Origin of the sequence: Nocardia coubleae NBRC 108252 (genome assembly GCF_001612805.1) — a bacterium.
GTDB classification, from domain to species: Bacteria; Actinomycetota; Actinomycetes; order Mycobacteriales; family Mycobacteriaceae; genus Nocardia; species Nocardia coubleae.
The window spans coordinates 114956-127958 of sequence record NZ_BDBD01000016.1; the positions used below are offsets into that span (position 1 = coordinate 114956).

Genomic DNA, 13003 nt, shown 5'->3' on the forward strand with positions numbered 1-13003 from the left:
CTCGAAGGAGGACGCCGTGGATTTCACCCGCGACGAAAGTGCCGATGCCGTAGCCGAGGTTGTCGTGAGCCTGCTCGAACGTGAGCCCGCCCGCGACATGGAATTGTGGCCGAGTCTCATCGATTCGGGCCTGCTCGCGGTCCCCGTGCCCGAGCGGTTCGGCGGTGACGGAATGGGCTTGCCCGAGGTGGCGGCCCTGCTGATGGAACTGGCCACCGATGCGGCGGCGGTTCCGGCACTGCCGACCTTCGGGTTCGGTGTGCTTCCGCTGTTGCCGGTGCTACCCGATCACCTGGGCGAACGTGTGCTCGCCGAGATCGGCAAGGGCACCGTGCTCACGGCCGCGCTCAACGAGCCGGGCGCGCCGTTCACCACCGCACCGACGACAAAAGCCGTGCGCGACGGTGACACCGTGCGCGTCACGGGCCGCAAGACCGGCGTGCTCTACGCCGAACAGGCGCGCTGGATTCTGGTGCCGACCGATGCCGGGGTCGCCCTGATCGACGGGGTCGCCCCGGGCCTCGAGGTGATCCCGGTGACCGGTTCGGCGGGCGTTCCCGAGGCCTCGCTCGTCCTCGACGAGGTGGAGATCCCCGCCGACCAGCTCCTGCCCGACGCATTGCCCGGCCTGCACCGCTATGCCGTCGCCTGCCTCGGCGCGGTGGCCGACGGCCTGCTCAAGGGCGCTGTCACCCTGACCGCCGAACACGTGCGGACCAGGGAGCAGTTCGGCAGGCCGCTGGCGGAGTTCCAGGCGGTCGCCCAGCAGATCGCCGACCTGTACGTGGTGTCGCGCACCCTGCACGTGGCCGCCGAGTCGGCGTGCTGGGCACTGGCGCAGAACGACGCCTCGCCCGAGCATCAGGACCGCATCGACGAAGACCTCGCCGTGCTCGCGTACTGGGCGGCGGCCGAGGTGCCGCGCGCCATGCAGCAGTGCCATCACCTGCACGGGGGGCTCGGTGTCGACATCACCCACCCGATGCACCGCTATTACTCACAGGCCAAGGATCTCGCGCGGCTGCTCGGCGGCGCGGATCTGCGGCTCGACCTCCTGGGAGCCAGATGTTCATCGATCTGACCGCCGAGCAGCGGCGGTTGCGCGAGGAATTGCGTTCCTATTTCGCCGATCTCGTCACGCCCGAAGAACACGCCGAGATGGCGATCAATCGGCACGGCGACGCCTACCGCGAGGTGGTTCGCCGGATGGGCCGCGACGGCTGGCTCGGTGTCGGCTGGCCGAAGGAGTTCGGTGGGCAGGGTTTCGGCCCGATGGAACAGCAGATCTTCTTCAACGAGGCGGTGCGCGCCGATGTGCCGTTGCCGCTGGTGACCTTGCTGACCGTCGGCCCGACGCTGCAGAAGTACGGCACCGATGCGCAGAAGAAGAAGTTCCTGCCCGGAATCCTTTCCGGCGACATCCATTTCGCCATCGGCTACTCCGAGCCGTCGGCGGGCACCGACCTGGCCGCGCTGCGCACCACCGCAGTGCGTGACAGCGACGGCGACTGGATCGTCAACGGACAGAAGATCTTCACCACCGGCGCCCACGAGGCCGACTACGTGTGGCTGGCCTGCCGCACCGGCACGGTCGAATCCCGCCACCGCGGCATCACGATCCTCATCGTCGATACCAAGGACCCCGGCTATTCGTGGACGCCGATCATCACCTGCGACGGCGCCCACCACACCAACGCCACCTACTTCGACGACGTGCGGGTGCCCGCCGACATGCTGGTCGGCGAGGAGAACCGGGGCTGGCGGCTGATCACCACCCAGCTCAACCACGAGCGGGTGAGCCTCGGCCCGTCGGGCAAGATCGAACAGCTCTACGACCGCCTGCGTGACTGGTCGGCGGCGCGCGAACTGCTCACCCGGCCGGATGTGCGCCGCGTGCTCGCCAGGGTGCGAACCATGGTGCGGCTCAACGAATTGCTGAACTGGCAGGTCGCCGCCGCCGACCCCGCCGCCGCGCAGAACACCGTCATCGCCGATGCCTCGGCGACCAAGGTGTTCTCCACCGAGGCGTTGCAGGAGGCCGGTCGGCTGGTGGAGGAGGTCGTCGGCCGCTACGGCGACCCCGCCGATCCCGACACGGCCGAGCTGCTGGCCTGGCTCGACCGGCGGACCAAACAGAACCTCGTCGTCACCTTCGGTGGCGGCGTCAACGAGATCATGCGCGAACTGGTGGCCTCGGCCGGCCTGGAACTGCCGCGCGTGCCCCGATGAACCAGGAGCGGCGTGTGCCGGAAACTGCTGTGCCCGAGGATATCCAGGCGGGCCTGACCGCGCTGGTCGCGGCGGGGGAGAGCGCTCCCCGCGTCGGCCGCGACCCGGTGAACCAGCCGATGATCCACAACTGGGTGGAGGCCATCGGCGACACCAACCCGATCTATGTCGACGAGGCCGCCGCCAAGGCCGCCGGCCACCCCGGCATCGTCGCCCCGCCCGCCATGGCGCAGGTCTGGACGATGACCGGTCTGCACGGCGAGCGCGCCGCCGACGATCCCATCGGCCGCGTCAACGAACTGCTCGACGCGGCGGGCTACACCTCCGTCGTCGGCACCAACTGCGAGCAGACCTACCACCGGTACCTGCGTCGGGGTGAGGAAGTGACGGTCACCAGCCGTCTCTCGGAGTTCAAGGGGCCCAAGCGAACCGGCCTCGGCGACGGCTGGTTCCTCACCTTCACCACCACCTGGACGGTCGGTGACGAGGTGGTCACCGAGATGCTGTTCCGGATCCTCAAGTACGCACCGGCCGCCCACTCGCCTGCCGATGCCGCCGCCACCTCGACGGACGCGGTCGAGGTCGCGCCCGCCGAGCGGGTGGGTCCGGTGATCTCCCGCGACACCGAGTTCTTCTGGGCTGGAACGCAAGCCGGTGAACTGCGCATCCAGCGTCTGCCCGACGGCACGCTGCGGCACCCGCCGATTCCGGCGCTGTGGCAGGACAAGGCCGAGCCGACCGATTACGTCGTCGCCGCTGGCACCGGCACGGTGTTCAGCTTCGTCGTGCACCACGCGCCGAAGGTGCCCGGCCGGGAGCTACCGTTCGTGGTCGCGCTGGTCGAACTCGACGAAGGCGTGCGGATGCTCGGTGAACTGCGCGGCATCGACCCGGCCGAGGTCGCCATCGACCTGCCGGTGCGCGCGGCCTTCGAAAAGCTGGCCGACGGCACCGTGCTGCCGTATTGGCAGGCCGAGCGGTGAGCGCGGCACCTCCTCGCGCGTGATCCGCCCAACCATCGCGGAACAGTGCGCGGGGTGCGCCGAGTCGACTCGCTCTGCCCGTCCGGAAAGGACCCGCTCGTGACAACCACCATCGATCCCGCCGCTCTCGCGGTGGGAACCACCCTGCCGGAGTTGGTGATCCATGCCGATCCCACCTTCGTGATCAGTACCGCCCTGGCCACCAGGGACTTCCAGGACGTGCACCACGACCGCGACAAGGCCGTGCAGCGCGGTTCCGACGACATCTTCGTCAACATCCTCACCGACACCGGCCTGGTGCAGCGTTTCGTCACCGACTGGGCCGGACCGCGCGCCCGGGTGAAGTCGATCGCGCTGCGTCTCGGGGTTCCGTTGTATGCCGGTGACACGCTGACCCTTTCGGGCACCGTCACCGACATCGACGACACCCTGATCACCATCGACGTCCGTGGCCGCGACAGCCTCGGTGAGCACATCATCGCGACCTCGGTCATCGCCGTCCCCGATCTGGAGCCGAAATGAGCACGCTGTCCGGCCGCGCGGCCGTCGTCGGTATCGGTGCCACCGACTTCTCCAAGGACTCCGGCCGCAGCGAACTGCGGTTGGCCGCGGAGGCGGTCACCGCTGCCCTGGCCGACGCGGGTCTCAGCCCCGCCGATGTCGACGGTCTGACCACCTTCACCATGGACACCAACACCCAGGCCGCTGTGGCCAGGGCAGTCGGCATCCCGAACCTGAAGTTCTTCAGCCACATCGGATACGGCGGCGGCGCGGCGTGTGCCACCGTGCAGCAGGCGGCGATGGCGGTGGCCACCGGTGTGGCCGACGTGGTGGTCGCCTACCGCGCCTTCAACGAGCGCTCCGGCGCCCGCTTCGGCCAGTTCTCGCCCGCGCTCGCCGCCGCACCGACGTCCTCGGGGATCGACGCGGGCTGGGCCTATCCCCAGGGCCTCGGGACACCCGCCGCGCAGGTGGCGATGGTCGCGCGCCGGTACATGCACGTCACCGGTGCGACCAGCGCCGACTTCGGGAAGGTGGCCGTCGCCGATCGCAAGCACGCCGCGGTGAACCCGAACGCCTTCTTCTACGGCAAGCCGATCACGCTGGAGCAACACCAGGATTCGCGCTGGATCGCCGAACCCCTGCATCTGCTCGACTGCTGTCAGGAATCCGACGGCGGTGTCGCCATCGTCGTCACCAGCGTCGAACGCGCCCGTGACCTGCCGCAGCGTCCTGCCGTCATCGCAGCGGCCGCCCAAGGCAGCGGCCCCGACCAGTACGTGATGACCAGCTACTACCGCGACGCCATGACGGGCCTGCCCGAAATGGGCCTGGTCGGCGAACAGCTCTGGGCGCACAGCGGTTTCACGGCCACCGACATGCAGGCCGCCATCCTCTACGACCACTTCACCCCCTTCGTCCTCATGCAACTCGAGGAACTGGGTTTCTGTGGTCGCGGCGAAGCCAAGGACTTCATCGCCGACGGCGCCATCGAACTCGGCGGCCGCCTACCCCTAAACACCCACGGCGGCCAGCTCGGCGAGGCCTACATCCACGGCATGAACGGCATCGCCGAAGCGGTCCGCCAGATCCGTGGCACTTCGGTGAACCAGGTCGACGACCTGGAACGCATCGTCGTCACCGCGGGCACCGGCGTCCCGACCTCCGGATTGGTGCTCACCGCCTGAGATTTCGCGCCGGGGTGACTCAGCGCACCTGTTGAGCACATCACCATGTCTGTTGCCCGGCTTCCTCGCCCCACTACAACTGGGTGGGACGAGGAGGTCGGTGTGACGGTGGTTCTCGATTCCGGGCAGACGGCGGCGGCGCGGCGGCTCGGGGAGTTGCTCGATCGGAACGGGCGGGTGCGTAAACGGGCGCGCGGGGTGTATCTGCACGGCAGGCCCGGGCGCGGCAAGACAATGGTGATGGATCGATTCTTCGCTTCGGCCGATCCGATTCGCAAGCGCCGCTTTCATTTCCACAATTTTTTTGCCGCCTTGCACACCGCGGTACACCAACTGGGTTCGATCGAAAATGCGATAGAACGTTTGCTGGGTGACGCGGATCTGGTGTGTTTCGACGAGTTCCACGTGCACGACATCGGCGATGCCATGCTCGTGGCCCGGCTGCTCGACACCCTGTTCGCCGAACGTCGCACCCTGGTGGTCACCTCGAACTACCCGCCCGCGGGTCTGCTGCCGAACCCGCTGTTCCACGACCGGTTCGTGCCGACCATCGAGCGCATCCTCGCCCACCTCGAGGTCGTGACCCTCGACGGTCCGCTGGACTACCGCACCCTCGGCACCCGTGCCGACCACGGATTCTGTGCCGGCCGGTACGTGGTGTCGATGGAGCGCACCGCCGGTCCCGGCGTGGTGCTCGACCTGGCCGACGGGCGAACCGTGCGCGCGGAATCCGTCGACGGCGACGCGGTGACCTTCGCCTTCGAGCACCTGTGCGGTGCCGCGACCAGCGCCGCCGACTACCTGCGCCTGACCACACGTTTCCGCCGCTGGACCCTGGTCGCGGTACCGCCGCTGCGAACGGTGCCACCCGACTGGGCGATGCGACTGGTGAATCTGGTCGACATCCTCTACGACGCCGACCTGCCGTGCACGATCCACGCGGCCGAACCCGTCACCGAGCTGACCACCGGGGCGCCCCTCGTGCCGGATCTCGCGCGCACCACCAGTCGGCTCGGTGAACTCTCACTAACCGGATCTCACACCGTTCGCACTGCGTAGCGTGCCCCTTGCCTCGAGGGGGACAATGAATAGGAGGAAATCCAAAAGAGCCGATTTCCTCCCGAGCGAACCGCCCGGCATGTAACTATGTGGCTGATTTGTGCAGTCTCTGGGGTTTGGTGGTACAGCTGTGATCGGGGTGAATCAGCCCATTACGCGGGCGATCGTCGTGATCGCACTGGTGGCCTGCGCGACTTTCGCGTTGCAGGGCAGTCTCCCCGGCGCCGGATCAGACGAGTCATCGGGCGCCCCGTCGCCGCTGCTCGTCGCGGTGATGCCGGTGCTGCTGCTGGTATCGATCGTCATCCTGGTGGCCGGCGTCGTCGCCAGCCAGCATCGCCTCCCGCTCGCCAAGCCGCAACACGAGGACATCGTGCTGCCGAGAATCCAGTGGCGCAGGCTCGCGGTGCTCCTGCCGATGCTCATCGCCACCGTCGCCCTGATGTTCGCCGCGGGCGTCACCGCCCTGTTCCTGCTGCCCGGCGCCCGGCCGGTGCGCCCGGCCGCCGAGACCCTGTCCGAGGGCTCGGGCCCGGTGCCGACCCCCACCGACGCGCCCGCCCCCGACCCCACCGCGGGCCCCACCGAACTCACCGGTACCGCCCTGCTGATCGCGGCGGGGCTGGCCATCACCCTGATCGCGGTCGCGCTGGCCGGGCTCGCCGCCGTCGCGGTCGCCGCCCGACGCGCCCCCGAGCAAGCCGTCGCCGACGAGCCGGCCGCACCGTCCGCGAGCGATGTCGACTCGCTCACCAGGGCCGCCGAGATGGGCCTGGCCGCCATGAACGCGCCGGGTCAGGACCCGCGCACCGCGATCATCGCCTGCTATGTGGCCATGGAACGCGGCCTGTCCACCGACAGCATCGCCCGCCCGAAGGCCTCCGACACCCCGATGGAGGTGCTGGCCAGAGCCTTCGAGAGCGGCGTGCTGCACGACGCCTCCGCCCGCGAACTCGTCGCGCTCTTCGAAGAGGCCAGGTTCAGTCCCCACTCGATGCTCGAATGGCAGCGCATGCGCGCCGAACAACTGCTGCGCATCGTGCTCTCCGACCTGCAGCGACGGGTGGTGCCCGCATGACCGGCCCACGTCGGGCGGCCCGTCGCGTGGAGGTCGCGTGAATCCCGGGGAAGAGATCAAGTCCAACCGGACGACCGTGGTCGTGACGGCGGTGATCGCGGTGCTGGTGCTCGAGGTCGTGCTGTTGCGGCTCGACCGCGATCTGCTTCCGCTCGCCGTCGCCTTACCGGTCGCTGTCGCACTCGGTGTGCTGGTGTGGTCGCTGCGCTACCGGGTGCGGCGCGAGGAGCCGCTCACCGAGTACATCGACAACGGCCCCGCCGAGATGCTCGGCCGCTGGCATGCCCGCGCCGAGATGCTCGTCGCCCGCGCCGACGGCACCCGCGCCGACTGGGACCGGCACCTGCGCCCGCTGCTGGCCAAAGAGTTCGAATTGTCCACCGGTATGCGGGTATCCAAGAACCGCAGAGCCATCGAGGCGGCCGGTCAGCTGCAGTTCGGTCCCGAACTGTGGCGCTGGGTGGACCCGGCGAATTCGTCGTTGCGCGACCAGACGGGTCGCGCACCGGGTAGGGCGGCGCTGGACGAGATCCTGCGCCGATTGCAGTCGATGTGAGGGGTTAGAGGCCACCGATGACAATGCCGTTGAACGTGACCGTCCAGCGCTCCGACGCAGTACTGCGTGAGCTGGGCCGGGTCGTGGTCGGCAAGCGCGATGAGATGCAACTCATCATGATCGCCGTGCTGTCCGGAGGCCATGTCCTCATCGAGGATCTGCCGGGCCTCGGCAAAACGCTGATCGCGCGTTCCTTCGCGGCCGCGCTCGGCCTGGATTTCACCCGCGTGCAGTTCACGCCGGATTTACTGCCCGCCGACCTGCTGGGATCGACGATCTACGACATGTCGTCCGGGCGGTTCAACTTCCGGCGCGGACCGGTGTTCACCAATGTGCTTCTCGCCGACGAGATCAACCGCACCCCGCCCAAGACCCAGGCGGCGCTGCTCGAGGCGATGGCCGAGGGGCAGGTGAGTATCGACGGCGAAACCTACCTGCTCCCACAGCCTTTCATCGTGCTCGCCACCGACAACCCGATCGAGTACGAGGGCACCTACCCGCTGCCAGAGGCCCAGCTCGACCGGTTCGCCATCCAGCTGCGCCTGGGGTACCTGTCCGAGCAGGACGAGACCCAGATGATCCGGCGCAGGCTCGAACGTGGTTCCACCCCACCGCAGGTTGGCCAGGTGGTGGACGCGCAGGGGCTGATGGAGATGCGTCAGTCGGTCGAGTTCGTCACCGTGCACCCCGACGTGGTGAATTACGTTGTCGCACTTGCCTCCGCCACCCGCAGCCACCCGCAGGTGGAGGTCGGCGCCAGCCCGCGCGCCGAACTCGACCTGGTGCAGATGTCGCGCGCGCGGGCCCTGCTGCTCGGCCGCGACTACGTGATCCCCGAGGACGTGAAGGCGCTCGCCGTGCCTGCCATGGCGCACCGCATCACGCTGCGCCCGGAGATGTGGGTGCGGCGCATCCGCGGCGAGGACGTCATCGCCGAATTGCTGCGCAGGCTACCGGTTCCCCGCGCTACGAGCACATGAAGCACCGCGACGAATCGAAGACCGTCGAGGTCGACCTGAGGTGGCGCCCGGCGCCCTTGGTGTTCATCCTCGCCGGCTGCGCCGCGGCGGCGCTGGTCGTCGCGGTGCTGCGCGGGCAGTGGCAGCTCGTCGTCTTCGCCGCGCCGATGCTCGGGGTGCTCGCCACCGCACCGTGGCAGCAGAACCCGACCAGAATCCAGGTCGACGGCAGCGGCACCGTCCGCTGTTTCGAGGGCGAGGTCGTCACCGCCGTCGCCGCGGCGTTCGTCGAGAGCGGGCACGCGCTGCTGCGGATGGCCCCGGTTCCGCTCACCGGTCTCGACCTCGAGGTGGAGGAATCCCACGATTCCGGTGGCGCACCGGCCGGGATGCGGCTGGCACTCTCGGCCACCCGCTGGGGGCGCTACCCGGTGCAGGCCGCGGTGACCGCACTGAGCCCCGCCGGGCTCGCCGTCGCCACCGCCGAGCTGCCCGCGGCGAATCTCTACGTCTACCCGATCGCCGATCCGCAGCGGATGCGCATGCCGCGCACCGAACTGCCCGATCGCATCGGCACCCACCTCACCCGCAAGCACGGGCCGGGTGTCGAATACGCCGACATCCGCGCCTACGCCCCCGGCGACCAGCTGCGCACCGTGAACTGGCCGGTGAGCGCGCGTCGCGGCAGGCTCTATGTCACCGAGCGGTTCACCAACCGCTCGGCCGACGTGGTCGTCCTCGTCGACACCTCCCAGCAGGCACCCGGCCCCGCCAGCGATTCGCTGGAACTGTCGGTGCGCGGCGCCGCCCAGGTAGTGCAGTCCACGCTGCAGGCCGGTGACCGCACCGCCGTGGTGTGCCTCGGTGAGTCGCCGCGCTGGTTGCGTCCCGATATCGGGCGCAGGCAGTTCTACCGGATCGTCGACACCGTGCTCGGTGTCGGTGACGAACATGTCGAGCACACCGGCACCCTCGCCCCGCACGCCGCGGTGCCGATCGGCGCCATCATCGTCGCCTTCTCCACCCTGCTCGACACCCAATTCGCGCTCGCCCTCATCGATCTGCGCAAACGCGGTCACGTGGTGGTCGCCGTCGACGTGCTGCGCGGTACCCCCTTCGCCGATGGCCTCGACCCGACCATGGCCAAGATGTGGCAGCTCGAGCGGGCCTCGATGTATCGCGACATGGGCACCGTCGGCGTCGACATCATCGCCTGGCCCGACGGCACCCGCCTCGACCAGGCCATGCGCCTGCTCCCCGAACACCGCCGAACAGTGCGGGTGCGCCGATGACCAGATTCCTCGCCCTGCTGGCCGGCCTGCTGCTCGTCGCCTCGGTCGCCCTGATCAATCCGATCCTCGGCGTACCGGCCCTGGCTTTCGTCATCGCGAGCTGGTGGTGGCGCCCCGCCTCGGTTGCCGCGGTCCTCACCGCGGTCGCCGCCCTCGCCTTCGCCGACGTAGGTGTAATCGCCTCCGCGGCAACAGGTCTGGTAGCAACGACCTACCTTCTCAACGCCGCGGTCCTGCACGCTCCCGAAGGCGTAGTCCCCACCACCATCCCCTCGGTAGGCGGCGCAGTCCTGTTCACCATCGCCGCGACCACCGCGGCCCTGGTCCCCGTCCACCTGGCCTGGGCCCCGTTGGCCGCCCCCATCCTCATAGTCACCATCTACGCCTTCCTCACCACCACACTCACCCCCCAATCTCCCCACACCACCCTCCCCCCATCCTGACCGAGATCACCACGCCCTGGTGGCGGCGGCCGCTCGGCCGATGCCGCCACCAGAGCGTGGTGATCAGGTGTTCAGTTCAGGCGATGCGCAGGGTGACGTCGCCGAGGACGGGCGCGTCGTCGCGATCGACGGCCGTGACCACCGCGACGAGCGTGTCGGCCTCCCGCCAGACCTTGGTGCGTAGGGTTTCGCCGGGGTAGAGCACGCCGGTGAACTTCGCACGGAAGCCCGCGACGCGGGTGGCGTCGCCGTCGAGCAGGACATCGGTGAGCGATTTGCAGACCACGCCGTAGGTGCACAGCCCGTGCAGGATCGGCGCGGGAAAACCGGCCGCCTTCGCGAATTCGGGATCGGAGTGCAGTGGGTTGCGGTCACCGCAGAGGCGGTAGAGCAGGGCCTGCTGCGGCAGGGTGGCGGTGGTGAGTTCCGCGTCGGGGGCGCGATCGGGCAGCTCGGCTTTGGTGCTCGGTCCGCGTTCGCCACCGAAACCGCCCTCGCCCTTGGCGAAGATCGACGAGCGCGCCGTCCACAGCGGCTCCCCGTCGGCGCCGGTGACGGTGTGCTCCTGCACGATCACCGCATTGCTGCCCTTGTCCCAGACCTCGGAGATCCGGCCGACGGACACGGCCTTGCCCGACGCGGGAATCGGCTTGTGCACCAACACTTCCTGATGGCCGTGCACCACCTTCGCCAGGTCGATCTCGACACCCGGGAAACTCACGCGCGGCGCGGCGGTCTCGCCGAGGGTCGGGGCGACGGTGGCGAAGGTGGGCAGCACCTGCGGTTCGCTGTCGTCGAGATAACGCAGCTCGACCGGGTCGGTGCAGCGCGCGCCCGCGCCGAGACCCAGGTGGTAGAGCTGCACATCCGTGGGGGTCCAGCTGAATTCGCGACTCGGCAGTGCCGCGCCGAGCGCGACCTGTGGATCGATGGGCACTATTTCACTTCCTCGGACTTCTTGGCGACGATGTCGAGCACGGACAGGTAGGCGAAGGTGATCGCGGGGCCGATGGTCGCGCCGGGGCCCGCATAGGTGTGTCCCATCACCGGGGAGCTGCAGTTGCCCGCGGCGTAGAGGCCGTCGATCACCGAATCGTCTTCCCGCAGCACGCGTCCGGCGGTATCGGTGACGAGGCCGCCCTTGGTGCCCAGGTCACCGGGCACGATCTTCGCGGCGTAGAACGGGCCCTGCGAGATCTCGGCCAGGCATGGGTTGGGCTTCACGGTCGGGTCGCCGTAGTAGCGGTCGTAGTGGCTGTCGCCGCGACCGAAGTCCTCGTCCTTGCCCTTGGCGACGAAGCCGTTGAACCGCTCGACGGTGCCGGCGAGCGCGTCGGCGGGGACTCCGATGCGGGCGGCGAGTTCGGCGATCGTGTCGGCCTTGACGATGTTGTCGTTCTCCATCCAGCGCTTCGGAAAACGCTGTCCCGGTTGCAGACCCGCGAAGATGTAGCGGTTGCGGTAGCGCTGGTCGAACACCAGCCAGGCGGGCACGTTCTCGCCGGGACCAGGGCCCTGGCCGTACTCGCCGCCGTACATGGTGTGCACGGCCTCCACATACGGGGCCGACTCGTTGCCGAAGCGCACGCCGCGGTCGTTGACCATGATGGTGCCGGGCAGGTTGCGTTCGGCCAGCGCGAACCAGGGCTTGCCGCCCTTGAAGATCGTCGGACCCCACCAGGCGTCCTCCATGAACCCGACCGTCGCTCCTGCCGCCATACCCGCGACGATGCCATCGCCGGTGTTGGCCGCGGCACCGGTTGTCCACTCAGTGGTTATCGGTTGTCGCTGGTACTTGGCGCGCATGTCGGCGTTGCGTTCGAAACCGCCGCTGCCGAGGATCACGCCGTAGCGCGCGGTGAAGGTGACCGATTCGCCGTCGACGGTGGCTTTGACGCCGGTGATCCGTCCGTCGGTCTCCACCAGGTCGGTGAGCGGGGTGTTGAGCAGCACCGGCACGTTCGCGTCGAGCAGGCCCTTGCGCATGGCGGCGGCGAGCGACTGACCCATCCCGAGCAGGTGCTTGCCGGTGAACTTGGCCAGGTAGGTGCGCGCGCCGACGCGCAGCACCCGCATCAGCCCCTTGGGGTGGCGACGGATCAGGTTGATCCGCACGAAGTCGGTCTGCATGACGACCACGTTCAGCGGCGCCTTGGCATAGGGCGGTTCGAGATTGGCCAGTTCCGCGCCGAGCTTTTTGCCGTTGAACGGTTTGGGTTCGCAGGAACGCCCCTGGCCGAGCCCGCCCGGCGCCTCGGGGTAGTAGTCGGAGTAGCCGGGGACCCACTTCATTTTCAGCGGCGTGTGGTCGAGCACGAAGTCGAACGCCTCGGCGCCGCGATCGAGGTAGGTGTCGATCTTCTCGGCGGGCACCGCGTCGCCGATGATGCTGTGCAGGTAGGTGCGCGCCTCCTCGCGATCGTCCGGACGACCCGAGGCCAGCAGCGCCTTGTTCCCCGGAATCCACACCCCGCCCCCGGACCGGGCGGTCGACCCGCCGTAGTGCGCCGCCTTCTCCAGCACCACCACGCTCAGCCCGTGGTGCGCCGCGGTGAGGGCGGCGGTCATTCCAGCGGCGCCACTCCCGACGACCACCACATCGTATTCCCGATCACTCATGTAGAACACGTTATAGAATCAGTACGCGGTTGCGCTATGTTGTCTGGAAGAAGAGCAGATATTCGGCTCCGAAACCGGTTACAGTTTGCCTGTCCGG

13 protein-coding genes are annotated in these 13003 nt (G+C 68.8%); 11 read left to right on the forward strand and 2 right to left on the reverse strand.

Annotated elements, in window-relative coordinates; genetic code table 11:
• Positions 1-16 precede the first annotated feature (16 nt).
• From NCO8_RS16430 to NCO8_RS16480, 11 genes are all read left to right on the forward strand, one after another.
• A complete protein-coding gene (locus NCO8_RS16430; protein ID WP_067640623.1) occupies positions 17-1081 on the forward strand; it encodes an acyl-CoA dehydrogenase family protein in 1065 nt (354 codons plus the stop codon).
• The gene (locus NCO8_RS16435; RefSeq protein ID WP_067640625.1) at positions 1066-2229 is read left to right on the forward strand and encodes an acyl-CoA dehydrogenase family protein; all 1164 of its coding nucleotides are present in this window, start codon (positions 1066-1068) and stop codon (positions 2227-2229) included. The genes NCO8_RS16430 and NCO8_RS16435 overlap by 16 nt, the downstream gene beginning before the upstream one ends.
• A gap of 14 nt (positions 2230-2243) precedes the next feature.
• A complete protein-coding gene (locus NCO8_RS16440) occupies positions 2244-3212 on the forward strand; it encodes a bifunctional MaoC family dehydratase N-terminal/OB-fold nucleic acid binding domain-containing protein (protein ID WP_067640841.1) in 969 nt (322 codons plus the stop codon).
• Positions 3213-3311: 99 nt separating this feature from the next.
• Positions 3312-3734, forward strand: a complete 423-nt coding sequence (locus tag NCO8_RS16445; RefSeq protein ID WP_067640627.1) for a MaoC family dehydratase — start codon at positions 3312-3314, stop codon at positions 3732-3734.
• Positions 3731-4900 (forward strand): lipid-transfer protein, encoded by a 1170-nt coding sequence (locus NCO8_RS16450; protein WP_067640629.1) that lies wholly within the window; start codon positions 3731-3733, stop codon positions 4898-4900. The genes NCO8_RS16445 and NCO8_RS16450 overlap by 4 nt, the downstream gene beginning before the upstream one ends.
• A 102-nt stretch (positions 4901-5002) precedes the next feature.
• Positions 5003-5959, forward strand: a complete 957-nt coding sequence (zapE, locus tag NCO8_RS16455) for a cell division protein ZapE (RefSeq protein WP_067640631.1) — start codon at positions 5003-5005, stop codon at positions 5957-5959.
• Positions 5960-6098: 139 nt separating this feature from the next.
• Complete coding sequence (locus NCO8_RS16460) at positions 6099-7037, forward strand: DUF4129 domain-containing protein (protein WP_067640843.1); 939 nt, start codon at positions 6099-6101, stop codon at positions 7035-7037.
• A gap of 37 nt (positions 7038-7074) precedes the next feature.
• Positions 7075-7593 carry a hypothetical protein gene (locus tag NCO8_RS16465; RefSeq protein ID WP_243749832.1) on the forward strand — a complete coding sequence of 173 codons (519 nt, stop codon included), beginning with the start codon at positions 7075-7077 and terminating at the stop codon, positions 7591-7593.
• Between the two features lie 17 nt (positions 7594-7610).
• Positions 7611-8573: an AAA family ATPase gene (locus tag NCO8_RS16470; RefSeq protein ID WP_067495609.1), complete on the forward strand. Its 963-nt coding sequence runs from the start codon at positions 7611-7613 to the stop codon at positions 8571-8573.
• Entirely contained in the window at positions 8570-9844 is a 1275-nt protein-coding gene (locus NCO8_RS16475) for a DUF58 domain-containing protein (protein WP_067495606.1), read from the forward strand. Before NCO8_RS16470 ends, NCO8_RS16475 begins: the two co-directional genes overlap by 4 nt.
• Positions 9841-10287, forward strand: coding sequence for a hypothetical protein (locus NCO8_RS16480; RefSeq protein WP_067640633.1), 447 nt, complete (start codon positions 9841-9843; stop codon positions 10285-10287). Before NCO8_RS16475 ends, NCO8_RS16480 begins: the two co-directional genes overlap by 4 nt.
• 76 nt (positions 10288-10363) lie before the next feature.
• Here the strand turns inward: NCO8_RS16480 and chsH3 are convergent, their stop codons facing one another.
• Positions 10364-11224: an enoyl-CoA hydratase ChsH3 gene (gene chsH3, locus NCO8_RS16485; RefSeq protein ID WP_067640634.1), complete on the reverse strand. Its 861-nt coding sequence runs from the start codon at positions 11222-11224 to the stop codon at positions 10364-10366.
• Complete coding sequence (gene kstD, locus NCO8_RS16490; RefSeq protein ID WP_067640845.1) at positions 11224-12906, reverse strand: 3-oxosteroid 1-dehydrogenase; 1683 nt, start codon at positions 12904-12906, stop codon at positions 11224-11226. The genes chsH3 and kstD overlap by 1 nt, the downstream gene beginning before the upstream one ends.
• Positions 12907-13003: the final 97 nt, after the last annotated feature.